The sequence below is a fragment of the Micromonospora sp. WMMC415 genome (assembly GCF_009707425.1).
Taxonomy (GTDB): Bacteria; Actinomycetota; Actinomycetes; order Mycobacteriales; family Micromonosporaceae; genus Micromonospora.
On record NZ_CP046104.1, the window covers coordinates 2098981 to 2116504 of the forward strand.

Annotated in this window: 22 protein-coding genes; 12 read left to right on the forward strand and 10 right to left on the reverse strand. The window is 73.7% G+C overall.

Annotation, left to right across the window (positions count from 1 at the left end; all coding sequences use genetic code 11):
- Positions 1-382 precede the first annotated feature (382 nt).
- Positions 383-1372: an RNA polymerase sigma factor RpoD/SigA gene (locus GKC29_RS10175; RefSeq protein ID WP_196255847.1), complete on the forward strand. Its 990-nt coding sequence runs from the start codon at positions 383-385 to the stop codon at positions 1370-1372.
- Positions 1373-1522: 150 nt separating this feature from the next.
- Here GKC29_RS10175 and GKC29_RS10180 read toward each other — a convergent pair whose 3' ends face one another.
- Positions 1523-2494 carry a C40 family peptidase gene (locus GKC29_RS10180; protein ID WP_155334067.1) on the reverse strand — a complete coding sequence of 324 codons (972 nt, stop codon included), beginning with the start codon at positions 2492-2494 and terminating at the stop codon, positions 1523-1525.
- Positions 2495-2980: 486 nt separating this feature from the next.
- On the opposite strand from GKC29_RS10180, the gene GKC29_RS10185 reads away from it, so the two are divergent.
- Positions 2981-3508, forward strand: coding sequence for a DUF6232 family protein (locus GKC29_RS10185; RefSeq protein WP_155330589.1), 528 nt, complete (start codon positions 2981-2983; stop codon positions 3506-3508).
- 6 nt (positions 3509-3514) lie between these two features.
- Here the strand turns inward: GKC29_RS10185 and GKC29_RS10190 are convergent, their stop codons facing one another.
- Positions 3515-3853 carry a DUF3817 domain-containing protein gene (locus tag GKC29_RS10190; protein WP_155330590.1) on the reverse strand — a complete coding sequence of 113 codons (339 nt, stop codon included), beginning with the start codon at positions 3851-3853 and terminating at the stop codon, positions 3515-3517.
- Between the two features lie 25 nt (positions 3854-3878).
- On the reverse strand, positions 3879-4304 hold the full coding sequence (locus tag GKC29_RS10195; protein ID WP_155330591.1) for a hypothetical protein: 426 nt from the start codon (positions 4302-4304) through the stop codon (positions 3879-3881).
- Positions 4305-4427: 123 nt separating this feature from the next.
- Here GKC29_RS10195 and GKC29_RS10200 point away from each other — a divergent pair, with 123 nt between their 5' ends.
- The 3 genes from GKC29_RS10200 to GKC29_RS10210 are packed head-to-tail and all read left to right on the forward strand — an operon-like array spanning position 4428 to position 5632.
- A complete protein-coding gene (locus GKC29_RS10200) occupies positions 4428-4748 on the forward strand; it encodes a DUF6158 family protein (RefSeq protein ID WP_155330592.1) in 321 nt (106 codons plus the stop codon).
- Positions 4748-5068, forward strand: a complete 321-nt coding sequence (locus tag GKC29_RS10205; protein WP_155330593.1) for a hypothetical protein — start codon at positions 4748-4750, stop codon at positions 5066-5068. The genes GKC29_RS10200 and GKC29_RS10205 overlap by 1 nt, the downstream gene beginning before the upstream one ends.
- Before the next feature lie 33 nt (positions 5069-5101).
- Complete coding sequence (locus tag GKC29_RS10210; protein ID WP_155330594.1) at positions 5102-5632, forward strand: DUF1360 domain-containing protein; 531 nt, start codon at positions 5102-5104, stop codon at positions 5630-5632.
- Positions 5633-5685: 53 nt separating this feature from the next.
- On the opposite strand, the gene GKC29_RS10215 is transcribed toward GKC29_RS10210, so the two are convergent.
- From GKC29_RS10215 to GKC29_RS10225, 3 genes are all read right to left on the reverse strand, one after another.
- Positions 5686-5883, reverse strand: coding sequence for a hypothetical protein (locus GKC29_RS10215; protein WP_155330595.1), 198 nt, complete (start codon positions 5881-5883; stop codon positions 5686-5688).
- A gap of 72 nt (positions 5884-5955) precedes the next feature.
- Entirely contained in the window at positions 5956-6201 is a 246-nt protein-coding gene (locus GKC29_RS10220; protein WP_196255848.1) for a hypothetical protein, read from the reverse strand.
- 145 nt (positions 6202-6346) lie between these two features.
- Positions 6347-7444 (reverse strand): 3-deoxy-7-phosphoheptulonate synthase, encoded by a 1098-nt coding sequence (locus GKC29_RS10225; protein ID WP_155330597.1) that lies wholly within the window; start codon positions 7442-7444, stop codon positions 6347-6349.
- Between the two features lie 304 nt (positions 7445-7748).
- Between GKC29_RS10225 and GKC29_RS10230 the strand changes: the two genes are divergently transcribed.
- Both GKC29_RS10230 and GKC29_RS10235 read left to right on the forward strand, forming a co-directional pair.
- Positions 7749-8903: an alkaline phosphatase PhoX gene (locus GKC29_RS10230; RefSeq protein ID WP_155330598.1), complete on the forward strand. Its 1155-nt coding sequence runs from the start codon at positions 7749-7751 to the stop codon at positions 8901-8903.
- Positions 8904-8998: 95 nt separating this feature from the next.
- Positions 8999-9214 (forward strand): hypothetical protein, encoded by a 216-nt coding sequence (locus GKC29_RS10235; RefSeq protein WP_155330599.1) that lies wholly within the window; start codon positions 8999-9001, stop codon positions 9212-9214.
- On the opposite strand, the gene GKC29_RS10240 is transcribed toward GKC29_RS10235, so the two are convergent.
- Positions 9189-9932: a phosphodiesterase gene (locus tag GKC29_RS10240; RefSeq protein ID WP_155330600.1), complete on the reverse strand. Its 744-nt coding sequence runs from the start codon at positions 9930-9932 to the stop codon at positions 9189-9191. The genes GKC29_RS10235 and GKC29_RS10240 overlap by 26 nt on opposite strands.
- A gap of 152 nt (positions 9933-10084) precedes the next feature.
- Here GKC29_RS10240 and GKC29_RS10245 point away from each other — a divergent pair, with 152 nt between their 5' ends.
- The 3 genes from GKC29_RS10245 (at position 10085) to GKC29_RS10255 (ending at position 14181) form a co-directional block, all read left to right on the forward strand.
- A complete protein-coding gene (locus GKC29_RS10245) occupies positions 10085-11377 on the forward strand; it encodes a pitrilysin family protein (protein WP_155330601.1) in 1293 nt (430 codons plus the stop codon).
- Positions 11374-12720 (forward strand): pitrilysin family protein, encoded by a 1347-nt coding sequence (locus tag GKC29_RS10250; RefSeq protein ID WP_155330602.1) that lies wholly within the window; start codon positions 11374-11376, stop codon positions 12718-12720. The genes GKC29_RS10245 and GKC29_RS10250 overlap by 4 nt, the downstream gene beginning before the upstream one ends.
- A gap of 435 nt (positions 12721-13155) precedes the next feature.
- Entirely contained in the window at positions 13156-14181 is a 1026-nt protein-coding gene (locus tag GKC29_RS10255; RefSeq protein WP_155330603.1) for an aspartate-semialdehyde dehydrogenase, read from the forward strand.
- Positions 14182-14194: 13 nt separating this feature from the next.
- Here GKC29_RS10255 and GKC29_RS10260 read toward each other — a convergent pair whose 3' ends face one another.
- Both GKC29_RS10260 and GKC29_RS10265 read right to left on the reverse strand, forming a co-directional pair.
- Positions 14195-14650, reverse strand: a complete 456-nt coding sequence (locus tag GKC29_RS10260; RefSeq protein ID WP_155330604.1) for a VOC family protein — start codon at positions 14648-14650, stop codon at positions 14195-14197.
- A gap of 46 nt (positions 14651-14696) precedes the next feature.
- Entirely contained in the window at positions 14697-15497 is an 801-nt protein-coding gene (locus GKC29_RS10265) for an AraC family transcriptional regulator (protein WP_155330605.1), read from the reverse strand.
- 53 nt (positions 15498-15550) lie between these two features.
- On the opposite strand from GKC29_RS10265, the gene GKC29_RS10270 reads away from it, so the two are divergent.
- Together GKC29_RS10270 and GKC29_RS10275 are read left to right on the forward strand one after the other, a co-directional pair.
- Positions 15551-16021, forward strand: a complete 471-nt coding sequence (locus tag GKC29_RS10270; protein WP_155330606.1) for a PPOX class F420-dependent oxidoreductase — start codon at positions 15551-15553, stop codon at positions 16019-16021.
- Between the two features lie 75 nt (positions 16022-16096).
- Positions 16097-16513 carry a CBS domain-containing protein gene (locus GKC29_RS10275; RefSeq protein ID WP_155330607.1) on the forward strand — a complete coding sequence of 139 codons (417 nt, stop codon included), beginning with the start codon at positions 16097-16099 and terminating at the stop codon, positions 16511-16513.
- 143 nt (positions 16514-16656) lie between these two features.
- On the opposite strand, the gene GKC29_RS10280 is transcribed toward GKC29_RS10275, so the two are convergent.
- The gene (locus GKC29_RS10280; protein WP_155330608.1) at positions 16657-17433 is read right to left on the reverse strand and encodes a DNA glycosylase AlkZ-like family protein; all 777 of its coding nucleotides are present in this window, start codon (positions 17431-17433) and stop codon (positions 16657-16659) included.
- Positions 17434-17524: the final 91 nt, after the last annotated feature.

Genomic DNA, 17524 nt, shown 5'->3' on the forward strand with positions numbered 1-17524 from the left:
CGACCCCCCGGATTGTTCATCGGGGCGTGGGGTATTACCACGGGTGTGGATGAACCGACCGGTCCACCGACGCGTATCTGGCAGTGACCAGGATCGCAGCTCGGTGGTGACCCGGGTCGCTGTGCCCCTGGGCCGGGCAGTGCTGCCATGGACCGCAGGGGGACGGTGAACCGTCGATCCATCATCCCGTACGTGGTACCCGCCGGAGAGCCGCCACATGGGCGCTGACAGCAAACATGGACCGCGCTCTCAGCTGATTATCAGGCATTCGTGACACTTTCGACTCACGACATGGAATCCCCGACGCGTCTCATCTGTTGTGTAGGTGTCAGCACCGATGGGCACAGCGGAAGTTACGGGGAGGGAGCTGACGGACGTGGGGATGGCAAGGAACCGGGCAACCGGCGCGAGCGAGGGGACCGTGGGCAACGTGGACAAGAACATCGGCATGCGTACCGACGAGGTCGCCGAGGAGCGCGACCTGGTCGGCGTCTACCTTCACGAGATCTCCCGGACGCCGCTGCTGGACGCCGCCACGGAGGTCGACCTCTCCAAGGCGATCGAGGCCGGTCTGTACGCCGAGCACCTGCTCGACGAGGACCGCGTCCCGGCCGGTGTCGAGCGGGAGGAGCTCGAGCGGGTGGTCGCCGAGGGTGATCGGGCCAAGGACCTGTTCATCCGGGCCAACCTGCGGCTGGTCGTGTCGATCGCCCGGCGGTACGTCCGCTCCGGGATGCCCATGCTGGACCTGATCCAGGAGGGCAACACCGGCCTGGTCCGGGCCGTCGAGAAGTTCGACTACGAGCGCGGCTTCAAGTTCTCCACCTACGCGACCTGGTGGATCCGTCAGGCCATCAGCCGGGCGATCGCCCAGCAGGAGCGCACCGTACGCCTGCCGGTGCACCTCGTGGAGGACGTCAACCGGATGCGCAACGTGGCCCGGCAGCTCACCCGCGAGCTGGGCAGCGACCCGGAGCCGGAGCAGATCGCGGCGGCGCTCGGCGTCACCGTCGAGCGGGTCAACGAGCTGGTGCGCTGGTCGCAGGACACCGTGTCCCTGGACACGCCGGTCGGCGACGACGGCGACACCAACCTCGGTGACCTGGTGGCCGACAGCGACGCGCCGTCGCCGGAGGAGATCGTCCTCACCGGGCTGGAGCGGCAGCGCATCGAGGGTCTGCTCAACCACCTCGACGACCGTTCGGCCGGCATCATGCGGGCGCGGTACGGCCTCGAGGACGGCCGGGAGCACTCGCTCACCGAGGTGGCCTCGCGGTTCTCGCTCTCCCGGGAGCGGATCCGGCAGCTGGAGATCCAGGCTCTCGGCCGGCTGCGCGAGCTGGCGCGGGCCGAGGGGCTCCAGGCCGCCTGAGGCCGGGCGGCTCCAGGCCGCCCGAGGCCGCGCGGCTCCAGGCCGCCTAGTTGGGACGACAGGCTTCTGACCAGGTGAACTGATAGGAATGACGGGGAACGGCCGGCGTCCGATAGGGGGACGCCGGCCGTTCGTCGTACCGGGACGGGATCAGCGGACCCGGCCGTAGCCCACGATCGACATGATGTTCATGTCCCGCTTGAGCACGTTTCGGCCGGCACTGGGCGCGTCGATGATCTGACCGCCGCCGACGTACAGGGCGACGTGCCCCAGGCCGCTGTAGAAGACCAGGTCGCCGGGGCGCAGGTCGCCGCGACCGATGTGGGCCACCGCACCCCACTGCATCCGGGTGTTGTGCGGCAACGACTTCCCGGCCGAGCGCCAGGCCGCCGAGGTCAGCCCCGAGCAGTCGTACCCGTCGGGGCCGTCCGCGCCCCACCGGTAGGGCTTGCCCAGGGCACCGTACGCGTAGCGGACCGCGACACCGGCGGACCCGGCGATCGCCGGCGCCTGCTGGGCGCTGTCCCGGCGTGCCGCCGGAGCCTCGGTGGCCCGCCCGTACGCCTGCCGGCGCAGCTCGTACAGCGACGCCAGGTCGCGCTCGATCCGCTTGCGGGCGTTGGTCAGCTCCCGTGCCTGTGCCGCCTGCCGTTCCAGCGTCACGTCCAGGTGGGTCTTCTCCTCGATCAGGCGGCGCTGGTCGTCGGTGAACGCGGCGATCCGTTGCTGCCGCTCGCGGGTGAGGTGCCCGACGGTCGCCAACCGGTCCACCAGCGACGAGGCGTCGCCCGGCCGCAGCAGCGCCGCCGCGGTGTCGAGGTTGCCGGTCTTGTACGCGGTAACGGCGAGCTCGCTGACGTCGGCGCGGCTCCGCTCGGCCTGCTCCTGCAGGGGCCCGATCCGGTCCTGTAATCGGGCCACCGTCTTCTCGTTCGCCTTGATCTGCTCGTTGACGGCGTTGTACGCCTCCACGACGCGTTCCAGGTCCGCGGAGGCCTTCTCGATCCGCCGGGTCAACTCGGCGGGGGTCGGTTCGGCCCGGGCGGGCACGGCCGGTGCGACCAGCGCGGCCGACACCACCGCGACCGCGAGGGCGCGCAGCGTGTTCCGGATGGACGACAAGAGCGTGAGCTCCTCTCCCACCGCCACCAGGGTGTGCTGAGGCCTCGGTGGCGCCGGCCCGTGCCGTCCGGATGGACGGCGGTCGACAGGCCAACCCGGACAACCTAACCCGGGGCAGGAGTCGTCCGCAGTGGAAGCAGGGGCGAATGTTGCGAAACAGCAGCAAGTGAACATGAGTGTCGTCACGGTACGTGCTTGGCGCGCGGGACGGCTGCGAGCGGCTTGTCCGGTGAGCCGGATGTGTCGCCTTCGTCGTTCTCGGCGGATGCTGTCGGTGCCTGGCACGCTATGCCGGATAAGACGGACTTGCCGGCTCGTATCCGGCGGCGGCCACCATCCGAAACGACGCCAGCCTCGGCAAATCCGATCCGGCTGCTGGCGGAGGGGCCACACAATGGGCCCCGGAGCCGGGAGTCCCGTCGACGGGCAATACCGCATACGGCGGGTGTCACCCCGACCCGGCCCCCGAGCCGCGGGAGGACAGCCGTGGACCCGAACACCAGCACCCGACCGAAGCAGTCACCCACCGGCGCCGCCCGGCCGCGCTCCACGCTGCTCTACGCCCGGCCCGGGATCGTCGTCACCGTCGACCGGTTCACCGTCGGCCGCAGCAGCTGGCCGGTGGCCGAACTCACCCACCTGCACACCACCCGCGGGCCGCACGACCGCGTCGCCGTCCGGGCCGTCGTCGTCACCGGCGGAATGGTCACCGGCGTCGGGCTGCTCGTGGGCTTCACCGGCGGCCTGCACCGGCTCACCGCCGGGGCCTACCTGATCCTGGGGGCGGTGTTCCTGCTGCCGGTGCTGCTGGCGATCGTGGGCGACCGCTGGCGGCCGCCCGCGTACGAGCTGTGGGGCCGGCGCCGTGGCGCCGACGAACTGCTCTTCTCCAGCGACGACGAGCGGCAGTTCGGACAGGTGACCCGCGCGCTGCGCCGGGCCGTGGAGATGAACCGGTACGGCGGCTGGGAGGACCCGCTCGCCTCCGCCGACCCGTGGCGGCCGGTGCGCTGACCCGAGTCAGGAAGTGGGCGCGCCGGCGACCGGCTCAGGGGTCGACTCGACGCGCTCGGTCACCCAGGTGCTCACCCGTCGCTCCGCGAAGAACGAGACGAACGGCACGGTACCGGCCAGCATCACGAGGATCATGCGCTTCAGCGGCCAGCCCGCCCGCCGGGCCAGGTCGAACGTGGCCACCAGGTAGACCATGTAGAGGAAGCCGTGGGCCTGGCCCACCGTCTCCACCACGACCGGGTTGTCGAAGCCGTACTTCAGCGGCATGCCGATCACCACCAGCAGGATCAGCGCCACGCCGACGATCCAGGCGATCACTCGGTACCGGGTCAGGGCTGCGCCCACCGTCGTCCGTCCTTCCGACCCGGCCTCAACCGGGGTAGTCGCCGGGCCGGGCGCCCGGGTTGTCGGTCAACCATCGCAGGTAGCGGTTGTAGGCGGCGAGGTCGGCGTCCTCGCCCCCGGGCACGGGAACCGTGGTGCGGGGGACCCGCACGGGTCGGCGTACCGCTGGACGCGTCACGGCGGCCGGGGACTCCCCGGCCGGCCGCGGGTCGGCGGCCGCCGGCTCCTCGGACGGCCCGGTCGGGTCACGCAACGCGTGCCGGACCTCCCGCCACCACACGAAGACCACGAAGCCGGCGAAGACCGGCCACTCCACGGCGTAGCCCCAGCTGATCGCGTTGCCGCCGGCCGCGCGGCTGAGCTGCCACCAGCCCAGGCCGAGGAAGGCCCCGACCAGCACGACCATGGCCACGTGGCGCGCGATCCACGCCGGGGTCCAGAGCCGCTTCATGGCATCGAGGGTACCGGGGCCGGAGACGGTCTCCGACGCGGTGTCGTAGTCGGGGCGGGTTTGGTGGCACCCGGTGTGGGCAACCGTCTAGACGCCAGCCCAAACCAGACCAGGGGGGCGACGATGACCGGATCCGTACGACAGGACGAATTTCCGAGCCCGGAGCAGCGGATGCCCGAGTGGGACGGGGACCATGTGCACGACATGGCCAGCGGCGACGTGGACACCGACGGTGAGCTGGTCGGCATCGACCCCGCTGAGCTCGGCGACGACGACCTGATCCGCGAGATGCACAGCCTGCACCGCACCCGGCTCGACACCCTGCGCCACGCCACCGACTCGGCGCTCGCGAACCACCTGCGGCGCACGGCCGAGCTGGAGACCGAGTACCTGGCCCGGCACCCGGGGCGGGAAGTCGACCCGAGCCGGCTGAGGGACGCCTGATGGCGTCCGCCGAGCGGGGCATGTCGGCGCCGCCGGAGGTGGTGTTCAACACGGCCACCGACCCGGACCGGGCGTCGGCGTGGCTCCCCGAGCCGCTGCGCGGCGACGGGACGCCGGCCGAGCACGTCAGCGAGGAGGAGCTGACGGCCCGCTGGCGGGCCGCGGGGGAGTGGACCGCCGAGCTCCGGGTCGATCCGGCCGATGCCGGTGGCGCCCGGACCCGGCTCGACGTGACCGGTGACGACACCGCCGACCGGCTCGCCGACGAGGCCCTGGAGAGCCTCGCCCGCGAGGTGGCGGACAACCTCCAGGCCGGCTGAGCCGGTGCGGGGAACCAGTACGGAGGGAGACCGGTGACCGACCTGAACGAGAAGGTGGCGCGGCTACGCCGGGCGTACGCGCCGCACGAGCACCGACCGCTCGGTGGCTACCTCGTGGCCATGGGCACCTACGCCGGGGTGGCCGCGACGATCGCGGCGGTGGTGAAGGGCGCCGGCCGGCCGGTGCCGGAGCGTCCGGCGCCCGCCGACGTGGTGCTGCTGTCCATCGCGACGCACAAGCTCAGCCGGCTGCTGTCGAAGGACGCGGTGACGAGCCCGTTGCGGGCGCCGTTCACGCGGTACGAGCGGCCGATCGGCAGCGGCGAGGTGATGGAGGAGGTCCGCGACTCGGGCAGCGGCACCCGGCACGCGGTCGGGGAGCTGCTGAGCTGCCCGTTCTGCCTCGCCGTGTGGGTGGCGACCGGGCTCACCGGCGGGCTGGTGCTGGCGCCCCGGCTGACCCGCCTCGTCGCCACCGCGCTCACCGCCGTGGCGGCGTCCGACTTCCTCCAGATGGCGTACGCGGTCGCCCAGCAGGCCGCCGAGGGCGACGACGAGGACTGAGACGTGGAAGGGGGCCCGGCGTCGGCGCGCCGGCCCCCGTCCACGTGTATCGGTCAGCTCTCCTCGCCGGACCAGCCCCGCGGCGACTCCTCCTCGTGCTCCTCTTCGTCCTCGTCGCCGGTGATGATGTCCCGGTCGACCGCCGTGCGGTCGTGCTCGTTGGCGAAGTCCGGCTCCGGCAGCGTGTCCCGGCCGCCCGGCGGTTGGCCGAGCGCCGCCAGCTTCTCGTGCTGCTCCTCGTGGTGCGACATGTCGCTCTCCTTCGCGCCGAGCTGGGGGGTGGGGGTCCGTACGGTCCCGCCGACGGGGAGCGGGCCACGGCGTCAGGTGACCGAGCCGCCGAGGAGGTCGGCCGCCTCGTCGATCGAGTACTCGCCCTGAGGCAGCGCGGAGATCCGGGTGAGCAGCTCCGCCGGCAACTCGGCGGCGACGGCCCGCCGGTGGATGTCGCTCTGGCTGATCCGCTCCTGACCGCGGTAGAGGTCCTCGAGCAGGTCGTCGAGGCGCCGGACGGCCGACTCGGTCCCCGGGGCCTGGGTCACAGGTGGGTTATCGGTCACGCCGCCCACCTACCCGCCGCCGTTCCCCCCAAACGCCTCCGCCCCGCCGCGCCGGCCTTGTCGATCAAGAGGGTTTCGTGCTGAGGTCCGGCGTGTCGTGACCAGGACCTCTTGATCAACAGGGCGTGGCGCGGCGCGCGGGGGAGGCGGGGGGTCAGGCCGCGGTTGGGGCGGTGGTGCGGCGGCGGGAACGGACCGCCACCGCCAGGTCCCGCAGGACCTCCGACGTGGTGTCCCAGCCGATGCAGGCGTCGGTGATCGACTGGCCGTAGGTCAGCTCGCGGGTCGGGTCCAGGTCCTGGCGGCCCGAAAGCAGGAAGCTCTCCAGCATCACGCCGACGATGCCGCGCTGCCCGCCCGCGAGCTGGGCGGCCACGTCGGCGGCGACCAGCGGCTGGTTGCGGTGGTCCTTGCCGCTGTTGGCGTGGCTGGCGTCGATGACCAGGCGCTCGGGCAGCCCGGCAGCGCGCAGCAGCTCCAGCGCGCCCGCCACCGACCCGGCGTCGTAGTTCGGCCGGCCGCCGCCGCCGCGCAGCACCAGGTGACCGTCCGCGTTGCCCCGGGTGTGCATGATCGCCGGGGTGCCCGAGACGTCGATGCCGGGGAACACGTGCGGCACGCCGGCCGCCCGGATGGCGTCGACCGCCGTGGAGATGCTGCCGTCCGGGCGGTTCTTCATGCCGATCGGCATGGACAGGCCGGAGGCGAGCTGCCGGTGCACCTGGCTCTCGACCGTACGCGCGCCGATCGCACCCCACGCCACCGTGTCGGCGATGTACTGCGGGGTGATCGGGTCGAGGAACTCGCAGCCCACCGGGAGCCCCAGCCGCAGCACGTCGAGCAGCAGCGCGCGGGCCTTCCGCAGGCCGGTGTTCACGTCGCCGGAACCGTCCAGCCCCGGGTCGTTGATGAGGCCCTTCCAGCCCACCGTCGACCGCGGCTTCTCGAAGTACACCCGCATCACCACGAGCAGGTCGTCGGCGAGCCGCTCGGCGACCTCGCGGAGCCGGTGAGCGTACTCGAGGGCGGCGGCCGGGTCGTGCACCGAGCACGGGCCGACCACCACCAGCAGGCGGTCGTCGGCGCGGTCCAGCACCCGGCCGACCGCGCGTCGGCCGGTGAGCACGGCCGAGGCGAGCTCGTCGTCCAGGGGCAGGTGGTGGTGCAACAGTGCCGGGGTGGTCAGCGGCACCACGCGGTCGATCCGCTGATCGCTGACCCGGTCCGTCTCCGGGGTCGTCACGGTGGGCATCCTTCCGCCGACCGTGCCGGGGCCGGTGCCCGGGACGAGCCGGCTGCTCGTACGCGAAAGGGCAGGAACTTCAAGCTCCTGCCCGGCCGGCTCGTGTGCGGTGACGTCAGATCACGATGAGGTCACCGGCTGGCGAGCCGGCTGCCTAAACCATCGATACGACCGCGTCACGTCGGCCAGCGTACCCGATCCGACGGCGAGGGCTCACCCGGACGTCCGGAAAGCCTCGCCTCACGTTCACCTCCGTCGATGGAGTGGGCGGTAACTTCAGCGCCACCGCTCGCTGCTCCCACGGAGGTTCCCGATGGACCGTCGTACTCTCCTGCGCGCCGGCGTCGCCGGCGGCGCCGCCGCCTTCTCCGGCAGTCTCTGGGCCGGCGCCGCGATGGCCGCCCCGGCCCAGCCCGGCGCCAGCCCCTACGGCCCGCTCCAGCCGGCCGACGCCCGCGGCATCCAACTGCCCGCGGGCTTCACCAGCCGGATCATCGCCCGGTCCCGGCAGGCCGTCACCGGCACGTCGTACACCTGGCACGACGCACCCGACGGCGGTGCCTGCTTCGCCGCCGGCACCGGCTGGATCTACGTCTCCAACTCCGAGATCAACCCCGGGGGTGGTGCGTCGGCGGTGCGGTTCAACTCCGACGGCAGCATCGCCTCGGCGTACCGGATCCTGTCCAACACCCGGCAGAACTGCGCGGGCGGTGCGACGCCGTGGGGGACCTGGCTCTCCTGCGAGGAGGTCAGCCGCGGCTACGTGTACGAGACGTACCCGCAGGGCGGCACGGCCGCGGTGCGGCGAGCCGCGATGGGCCAGTTCAAGCACGAGGCCGCCGCCTGCGACCCGGACCGTCAGGTGATCTACCTGACCGAGGACGAGAGCAGCGGCTGCTTCTACCGGTTCCGCCCGACCACCTGGGGCAACCTCTCCAGCGGCACCCTGGAGGTGCTGGTGGCCGGCACCGCCACCAGCGGGCCGGTGACCTGGGCCCGGGTACCCGACCCGGACGGCTCACCGACGTACACGCGCAACCAGGTCTCCGGGGCGAAGAAGTTCAACGGCGGCGAGGGCTGCTGGTACGCCGACGGGACCTGCTGGTTCACCACCAAGGGCGACAACCGGGTCTGGGCGTACGACGCGGTCAACCAGCGCATCGACCTCGCGTACGACGACTCGCTCGTCTCCGGGACCGCGCCGCTGACCGGCGTGGACAACATCACCGGCTCCCGCTCCGGTGACCTCTTCGTCGCCGAGGACGGCGGCAACATGGAGATCAACATCATCACGCCCAGCGAGGTGGTGGCCCCGTTCCTGCGGATCACCGGCCAGTCCTCGTCGGAGATCTGCGGCCCGGCGTTCTCGCCCGACGGCACCCGGTTCTACTTCTCGTCGCAGCGGGGCACGTCCGGCTCGTCGTCCGGCGGCATCACGTACGAGGTGCGCGGGCCGTTCCGCTCCTGAGCTGTTAGGAAGGGTCCCTTTCGCTACGCCAGGCGTTAACAAGGGGCCCTTCCTTTCACGCGTGCAGGGGGTGGGCGGGGGGTATGAGGGCCGGCATGAGTGACGAGCGAAGCGACCAGGAGCGGATCGAGTCCCGCGCGCACCTGCTGCCGGAGGAGGCGAGCGTCGGCAGCGACAACCCGGACGCGCAGGCGGACGCCATCCTCGCCGAGTCGGACATCCGCGAGGCCGACCGGAACGCCGCCCCCGACACCGTGCTGGAGCAGCGCACCTCCGACCAGACGGTCACCCCGAGCGAGCCCCCGGACTGACCCGCCCCGATGTCGGCGCCGCCCCCCGCGTCCGCTGGGACGCGCGGTAGGTGACCTGGCGCAGCCAGGCGAGCGGCCCGACCGCCCGGAGCCCGGGCGGCAGGTTCCCGATCGGATCGAACGCGAGGGCGGCGTCCTCCCGGGCACCGACCTGGGTGCCGATGCTCACCTGGCCGAACGGCCGCCACGGCCCGACCGCCGACGCCACCGCGAGCACCAGGCGGGGCGCGTCCGAGCGGGCCGCGGCGGTCACCTCGGCCAGGTCACGACCGAGGTCCACCGACTCCGGATCGGCCAGCGCCGCCAGGAACAGCCGCCGCCGCCCCGCCCGGTAGGGCATGACCGTCGTGTAGGTCCCGGCGACCCGGCGTCGGGGCAGTGGGACGTGACGCAGCACCGGCGCCGCCCCGGCCGAGCTGACCAGCAGGTCGAAGGGTCGGTCGGCGCCGTGCCGCACGCGGACCCCCAGCCCCAGCACGTCCGGCCAGCCGTCCGGGGTCGGCACCCCCTTGGAGAGCCGCACCACCGCCGGGTACCGACCGGGCCGGTCCAACAGCGGCACCCCGGTCGGCGGCCCCGGCAACCCCCAGACCGTCACCTCGCCGGTGAACGAGCGGCCCCGCGGATGCAGCAACCGCGCCCGGCGCAGCCGGGTCAGAGCGGTGGTGAGCCCGTCCACGACGAGGGCGGCCCGGTCCAGGGCGGCGGCAGGCGACATGCCCCTCCGGTACCCGACGGCCGGCCGTCGATACCTGCCGCCCACCGCGCCGCCCGCCGTCCCCGGCGAGACCGCCGATCCGGCGACACCGGGCCGAGCCCCCCGCACCGGCGTGTCGCGTTTCCGCCTGCGAGATCGGATAGCGTCGTGCCATGCCCGACAGCGGTTACCCCTGGCCCATCGAGACGACCCGACTGGACAACGGCCTCCGCGTGGTGGTGAGCGAGGACCGCACCGCCCCCGCCGTGGCCGTGAACCTCTGGTACGACGTCGGCTCCCGCCACGAGCCGGAGGGGCAGACCGGCTTCGCCCACCTCTTCGAGCACCTGATGTTCGAGGGCTCGGTCAACGTCGCCAAGACCGAGCACATGAAGCTGGTGCAGGGCTGCGGCGGGTCGCTCAACGCCACCACCAACCCGGACCGCACCAACTACTTCGAGACCGTCCCCGCCGAGCACCTGGAGCTGGCGCTCTGGCTGGAGGCCGACCGGATGGGCGGGCTGATCCCGGCGCTCACCCAGGAGACGCTGGACAACCAGCGGGACGTGGTGAAGAACGAGCGGCGGCAGCGCTACGAGAACGTCCCGTACGGCGACGCGTGGCTGCGACTCCTGCCGCTGCTGTACCCGCCCGGGCACCCGTACCACCACGCGACGATCGGCTCGATGGCCGACCTGAACGCCGCCGACCTCGCCACGTTCCAGGCGTTCCACGCGACCTACTACGCCCCGAACAACGCGGTGCTCACCGTGGTCGGCGACGCCTCCGCCGCCGAGGTGTACGCCCTCGCCGAGAAGTACTTCGGCGCGATCCCGCCCCGGCCGGAGATCCCGTCCGCGCCGGACGGCCGGCACGTCCCGGCCCCCGGCGTGCCGGCGGTGGAGAGCGTCGTCACCGACGTGCCCGCGCCCCGCGTGTACGTCGCGCACCGCACCCACCCCTTCGGCAGCCCCGGGTACGACGTCGTGACCGTGCTCGCCACCGTCCTCGGCAGCGGCCGGGGCAGCCGCCTCTACCAGCGGCTCGCCGAGGGTGAGCGGATCGCGCAGCCGGACCTGGTCGGGGCGTACGGGGTGGACCTGGCCCACGCCCCGGCACCGCTGATCGCCACCGCCACCGCCCGGCCCGGCGTGACCGCCGAGCGGTTGACCGCCGGGCTCGCCGAGGTGGTCGACGAGCTGGCCTCCGTGCCGGTCACCGCCGCCGAGCTGGACCGCGCCAAGGCGCTGCTCAGCACGGCCTGGTGGCGGCAGATGTCCAGCGTGGAGGGCCGGGCGGACGTGCTCGGTCGGTACGCCACCCAGTTCGGCGACCCGAGGAAGGCCGCGGAGCGGCTGCCGGCCTGGCTGGCGGTGACCGCCGAGCAGATCGCGGAGGTGGCCGCCGACGTGCTCGCCGGTCCCGACCGGGTGACCCTGACCTACGTGTCCGAGGAGACCTCATGACGCTGATCACCACCCGTCCCGGCGCGGGAGCCGCCCGCCCGTACCGGTTCCCGCAGGTGGTCCGGCGCACCGTGGCCGGTGGGCAGGTGGTCGCCGCGCACCTGCCGGGGCAGACCCTCGCCGTCGCGCTGCTGCTGCTCGACGCCGGCGCCGGGCGCGAACCGGGCGGCAAGGAGGGGCTCGGCGGGGTGCTCGCCAAGGCCCTGGAGGAGGGGACGGCCCAGCGCGACGCGACCGCGTACGCCCTGGCCATCGAGGCGCTGGGCACCGAGCTGGTGACCGGGCTGGACTGGGACTCGTTCCAGGTGAGCGTGCAGGTGCCGGTCGACCGGCTGCCCGCCGCGGTGGAGCTGCTCGCCGAGGCGGTGCGGACCCCCCGGCTGGACCCGGACGACGTCCGGCGGGTCCGCGACGACGAGGCCACCGCGCTGCGCATGGACTGGGCGAACCCGGGCCCGCGGGCGGACGCGGCGCTGCGGGCCGACCTGTTCGGTGCCGGGAACCGTTGGGGTCGCCCCCTCTACGGTGACCCGGACTCGGTCGCGGCGCTGGACGTCGAGGACGTACGGGTCTTCCACTCCGAGTGGTTCATCCGGCCGGGCACCCTGGTCGTCGCCGGCGACCTGGACCGGCTCGACCTGGACGTCCTCGGAGCGGCCGCCTTCGCCGGCACCGGCGGCGGGCCGGTGGACCGGGGCGGACCGATCCCGGTGACCCGGCGCGACGGGCGCCGGATCGTGCTCGTCGACCGGCCGGGCTCGGTGCAGTCAACGCTGCGGCTCGGCCACCCGTCACCGCACCGCGCCCACCCCGACCACGTGCCGACGACCCTCGCCGGCACCGTGCTCGGCGGCGCGTTCACCTCCCGGCTGAACCACCTGATCCGCGAGGTGCGCGGCTACACGTACGGCATCCGGGGGGACTTCGCCGCGTCCCGCCGGTTCGGGCGGTTCGCGGTCGCCTCCGGGGTGCAGACGGCGGTGACCGCACCCGCCCTCGTCGAGGCGGTCGGTGAGATCACCCGTACCCAGGAGACCGGGGTGACCGAGGAGGAGCTCGCGGTCGCGCGGTCCTGGCGGGCCGGGCAGCTCTCGGTCGAGTTGCAGACCCCGCGCGCGATCGCCGGGGCGCTGGCCACCCTGGTCGTCCACGACCTGCCCGACGACTACCACGCCCGCCTGCGCGAGGAGCTGCTGGCCGCCGACGTCGACCGGGTCTCCGCCGCCGCCGCCACCCACCTCCACCCCGGGTCGCTGACGCTGGTGATCGAGGGTGACGCGGCCCTCATCCGCGACGACCTCATGGCTACCGGTCTGGGGGAGATCGTCACGACAGCCCCGTGAGGGGACGCAGCGCCACGCCGCGGCTGCGCACGCGCCCCCAAGATTCGCGCACTTTCCCGGAAAGAGTGCTCATTCCGCGCCCCGAGGCCACTCTTTCCGTGAAAGTGCGGCCACTCCGGCGGCGCGGCGGGTGGCGGTTGCCCCCGGCGGTGGGTGGCGGTCGCTCCAGCGGCGGCCGGTGTGATGTCGGTCGCGTCCCCGGGAACGGGAGCGGTTCTGGTGGGGGTGGCGTGGGCCCCGGGCCGGTCGGCGATGCTGCGGTCAGGTGGGCCCGGTGCCCGGGATCTTCCGGTCGGGACGGCCGATCGGCGGTGGGGTTGCGGGTCGGCGGCGCCGCCCTGACCAGGCCCGGGCCCCTGGCGGGCGGTGTGACGGTGGCCCGGGCGGTGGGAAAGCGTTCCCCGTCGGCTCGTCCCGCTGGGTAGCCTCGCGGTCATGAGGATCGGCATTGTGGGGGCCACCGGCCAGGTCGGTGGCGTGATGCGGCAGGTGCTGGCGGAGCGGAAGTTCCCGGCGGAGCAGGTGCGGCTGTTCGCCTCGGCGCGGTCGGCGGGGCGCACCCTGCCCTGGCGGGGCGAGGAGGTGACCGTGGAGGACGCGGCCACCGCCGACTACTCCGGGCTGGACATCGTCGTCTTCTCGGCCGGCAAGGGCACCGCCAGGGAACTCGCCCCCCGGGTCGCCGCGACCGGCGCGGTCGTCATCGACAACTCGTCCGCGTTCCGGATGGACCCGGAGGTGCCGCTGGTCGTCGCCGAGGTCAACCCGCACGCCGCGGCGGCCCGCCCGAAGGGCATCATCGCCAACCCGAACTGCACCACGATGGCCGCCATGCCGGTGCTGCGTCCGCTGCACGCCGAGGCGGAGCTCGTCGGGCTCGTCGTGTCGACGTACCAGGCCGTCTCCGGCGCCGGCCTGTCCGGTGTCGCCGAGCTGGACGAGCAGGTCCGCAAGGTCGCCGAGCAGGCCAGCGGCCTCGCCTTCGACGGTGCCGCCGTGGAGTTCCCGGCGCCGCGCTCGTTCGCCCGGCCCATCGCGTTCAACGTGCTCCCGCTCGCCGGCTCGATCGTCGACGACGGCTCCGACGAGACCGACGAGGAGCAGAAGCTGCGCAACGAAAGCCGCAAGATCCTCGAGATCCCCGGGCTGAAGGTCTCCGGCACCTGCGTCCGGGTGCCCGTCTTCACCGGTCACTCGCTCCAGATCAACGCCCGGTTCGCCCGCCCGATCACTGCGCAGCGCGCCCGCGACCTGCTCGACGGCGCGCCCGGCGTGGCACTCTCCGACGTGCCCACGCCGCTCCAGGCCGCCGGCCAGGACCCGACGTACGTGGGGCGGATCCGGGCCGACGAGACCGTGGAGCACGGGCTCGCCCTGTTCTGCTCCAACGACAACCTGCGCAAGGGAGCGGCGCTCAACGCGGTGCAGCTCGCCGAACTGGTCGCCGCCGAACGCCGGTAGGGCCGCACGCCCGTCACCGGTCGCCCCGGGCGGTGACGGGCTTGGGGCGCGTCTCGCTCCAGCCGTCGCGTAGCCGTACCGGGCGGTCGAGCGGCTGCCAGAAGCACCAGCTGTTGCCGCCCGGGTCGCGGACCAGGTAGGTCCGCGCGGAGTAGTCCTTCGTCTCGGGTGGGTCGGCGACGGCCCCGGCGGCGACGGCGTGGGCGTGGTGTACGTCGACGTCGTCGACGTACACGATCGTCAGCTGGCCGGTGGGGCCCGGCAGGCCCTGCCGCTGCCAGTGGTCGGGGTCGAGCCCGCAGAGGTGGATCGGCACGTCACCGACGGTCATCTCCGCCTCACGGACGACACCGTCCGGGTCGAGGTAACGGACCTGCTCGACAAAGCCGAAGACCCGCGCCAGCCAGTCGAGCGCGGCGGCGGCATCGGTGTAGTAGAGGTACGGCGAGACGCCTCGGAACGTGGTCATGTCGCCCATCCTCACCGCGCGGTCCGCACCCGGATTGGAAGAATCGTCACCTCACCACCGGGAGATGGTTCGGTTCCGTCGCTGACCGGGGCTGGTAGGCGCCCGGGGTGCCACCGGTGAACTCGCGGAAGTCGTGGATCAGGTGCGCCTGGTCGTACCACCCGCCCCCGACGGCCACCGCGGACCAGTCCACCGGTGCGTCCGGCAGGTGACGCAGCAGCCGTTGCAGCCGCCGGATCCGGGCGTACCGCTTCGGCGTGAGCCCGGTCCCGACGGCGAAGCGGCGGCGCAGGCCGGCCGCCGTCAGGCCGAGCCGGTCCGCCACGTCGGCCACCGCCATCCCACGATCGAGGGCGGCCGCCGCGGCGGGCACCGCCGGATCGTGGCCCGGCCCGCGGCCCAGCCGCCGGGTCAGCGTCCGGCGCAGCTCCCACACGGCCGCGCTCGGCCCGCCGGCAGCCAGCAGCCGTTCGCGCAGGGTCACGGCCGTGCGGCCCCAGAGCGCCGCCAGCTCCACGACCGGTTCGTCGAGCGCCGTCGCGGGCACGCCGAGCACGGAATACGCGCCGCCGGCCCGGAACGGCACGCAGATCACCATCCGTTGGTCGGCGGTGTCGATGGTGACCGGACCGGGAGTGGCCGCGCAGACGACGGCGCCGCCGCGCCGGTGTTCCCGGCCGTCGGCGTCGTACCAGCGGACCTCGTCGGCGGCGAGGTTGACCACCAGTTGCATCCCGCCGGTGGGCAGCCGCCGCTCCCGACCCGCCGGCAGGTCGGTCGCCCACCAGCCGAGCCCGGCGAGGTACGGGGCGAGCGCCCCGCCGGGCGGCACCAGTTCCCGCGGCACCACCGCATCCTCCCACCGCCGGAGGACGCCGGCGATCCGCTCGGCGTGCTTGGATGGGTGGTGACTCGACGAGGGAGGGTGCCGTGTCCGACGACCGGAGCCAGGCGGCACTGACCGATCTCGTCGCCGCCGGCCGGCTGGGCGTGCTGGCGACACTCAAGCGGGACGGGCGGCCCCAACTGTCCAACGTGGTCTACGCGTACGACCGCGCGGCCGGCGTCGTCCGGGTGTCGGTCACCGACGGCCGGGCCAAGACGGCCAACCTGCGCCGGGACCCCCGCGCCAGCTTCCACGTCAGCAGCGAGGACGGCTGGGCGTACGCGGTGGTCGAGGCGCGCGCCGAGCTGACCCCGGTGGCGGAGCGCCCGGACGACCCGACGGTCGGGGAACTGGTCGCGCTCTACCGGGCGATCGGCGGCGAACACCCCGACTGGGACGACTACCGCCGGGCGATGGTGGCGGAGCGGCGGCTGGTGCTGCGCCTGCACGTCGAACGCGTCTACGGCGTGCCTCCGCGCGGCTGACCGCCCCTTCCGCGCGGCGTTACCTGCCGTCCGGGCGCGGGTAGACCGCGGTGCCGACACCGAGAGGGGAGCACCATGACAACGGTCGGAGAGTTCATGACGACCCGGTTGGTGACCATGGACGGCAACGACACGCTGGTCGCGGCGGCCCAGGAGATGCGGGACAGCGCGATCGGGGACGTCGTGGTGACCGACGGCGACAACGTGGTCGGCATCGTGACGGACCGCGACATCACCGTCCGGGCCGTGGCGGAGAACATGAGCCCTGCCTCGACGAAGCTGAACCAGATCACCACCAAGGACGTCATCACGGTCAGCCAGTACGACGACGCCGTGGCCGCCGCGGACCTGATGCGGACGTACGCCGTGCGCCGCCTGCCGGTGGTCGACGACGGGCGGCTGGTCGGCCTGGTGTCGATGGGCGACCTGGCGGTGGAGCGCGAACCGCAGTCCGTGCTCGCCGACATCAGCGCCGACGACCCCAACAACTGACGTCCGCCGCGGACGCGCCGGCTCCCGTACCGCGGGGGCCGGCGGCACGCCGTCCGGGAGCCGCCGTGCCGCCGGTCAGGGTGGGTCCGGGGGTCCCGCCGCCCGGCCGGTCGGCTCGTGCCGCCGCTCCGGGGGCCGGGGCGTCACGTCGCTGCCACCTCGACGCGGGCCTCGGCGGCGCCGCGTGCCCCGGCGACGAGGGCGGCCTCGGCGTCGAGCTGACCCCGCACCCGGGCGGACAGCCGGCCGGCGAACGGGGTCACCGTGATCTCCAGCGTCTTCCGGCCCGCCTGCCTGGCCCGCCACGTCCCGGCCACGTCACCGTCCACCAGCACCGCACCCGGGTTGCCGATGATCCGCCACACCTGCGCCTGGTGGGCCTTCTCCGGCACGAGCACCCCGCGGTCGCGGACCGCGAGGAAGGGGCCCGCCTGCTGGAAGAGCGACCCGGAGATGTGCCGCGCGGCGCACGGCCCGCAGTCGTACGTCAGCTCGGGCGGCACCCGGTCACTGACCGCCCGGCTCGCCTCGCCCTTGGGCACGGGCCCGGTGACCACCTCGGCGAACGCGATGGCAGCGGCGGTGAACGCGGCGATGCCCAGCGCGGCACCCGTCCGGATCTGGCCGGCGATCCGCCGGGTGGCGTCGGCGTCGGACAGCGGCCAGAGGGCGGTGGCGAGCGCGGGCAGATCCGTGCGGCGGTGCAGGTGCGGCGCGCCACGCATCGACCAGATCAGCTCCAGCCGGTCGTCCTCCGGTGGCACTCCACGGGCGGCGAGCGCGAGCCGCGCCGACCCGTACGGCGTGTCCTGCACGCCCAGCCCCGCCACCGCCAGGTCGGCCGCCCGGCCGCCCGGCCGGTGCAGCTCCTGGGCGGCAGCCCGGTAGCCCAGGACCCGCCGGCGGTCGACCTCGGTCATCGCATCCCCTCCGTCGTCGGCAGGTTACCGCCGCCGTCGGACGGTTCCGCCCGCCGGCTCACCCGATCCGGGCGAGGTTGACCGGGCCGCG

Bases quoted from the DNA above. Each gene is read 5' to 3' on its own strand.
- GKC29_RS10175 (WP_196255847.1), top strand. From the start codon at position 383: ATGGCAAGGAACCGGGCAACCGGCGCGAGCGAGGGGACCGTGGGCAAC.
- GKC29_RS10195 (WP_155330591.1), bottom strand. From the start codon at position 4,304: ATGAAGCGGCTCTGGACCCCGGCGTGGATCGCGCGCCACGTGGCCATG.
- GKC29_RS10200 (WP_155330592.1), top strand. From the start codon at position 4,428: ATGACCGGATCCGTACGACAGGACGAATTTCCGAGCCCGGAGCAGCGG.
- GKC29_RS10205 (WP_155330593.1), top strand. From the start codon at position 4,748: ATGGCGTCCGCCGAGCGGGGCATGTCGGCGCCGCCGGAGGTGGTGTTC.
- GKC29_RS10215 (WP_155330595.1), bottom strand. From the start codon at position 5,883: ATGTCGCACCACGAGGAGCAGCACGAGAAGCTGGCGGCGCTCGGCCAA.
- GKC29_RS10225 (WP_155330597.1), bottom strand. From the start codon at position 7,444: ATGCCCACCGTGACGACCCCGGAGACGGACCGGGTCAGCGATCAGCGG.
- GKC29_RS10230 (WP_155330598.1), top strand. From the start codon at position 7,749: ATGGACCGTCGTACTCTCCTGCGCGCCGGCGTCGCCGGCGGCGCCGCC.
- GKC29_RS10235 (WP_155330599.1), top strand. From the start codon at position 8,999: ATGAGTGACGAGCGAAGCGACCAGGAGCGGATCGAGTCCCGCGCGCAC.
- GKC29_RS10240 (WP_155330600.1), bottom strand. From the start codon at position 9,932: ATGTCGCCTGCCGCCGCCCTGGACCGGGCCGCCCTCGTCGTGGACGGG.
- GKC29_RS10245 (WP_155330601.1), top strand. From the start codon at position 10,085: ATGCCCGACAGCGGTTACCCCTGGCCCATCGAGACGACCCGACTGGAC.
- GKC29_RS10250 (WP_155330602.1), top strand. From the start codon at position 11,374: ATGACGCTGATCACCACCCGTCCCGGCGCGGGAGCCGCCCGCCCGTAC.
- GKC29_RS10255 (WP_155330603.1), top strand. From the start codon at position 13,156: ATGAGGATCGGCATTGTGGGGGCCACCGGCCAGGTCGGTGGCGTGATG.
- GKC29_RS10260 (WP_155330604.1), bottom strand. From the start codon at position 14,650: ATGACCACGTTCCGAGGCGTCTCGCCGTACCTCTACTACACCGATGCC.
- GKC29_RS10270 (WP_155330606.1), top strand. From the start codon at position 15,551: ATGGGTGGTGACTCGACGAGGGAGGGTGCCGTGTCCGACGACCGGAGC.
- GKC29_RS10275 (WP_155330607.1), top strand. From the start codon at position 16,097: ATGACAACGGTCGGAGAGTTCATGACGACCCGGTTGGTGACCATGGAC.
- GKC29_RS10280 (WP_155330608.1), bottom strand. From the start codon at position 17,433: ATGACCGAGGTCGACCGCCGGCGGGTCCTGGGCTACCGGGCTGCCGCC.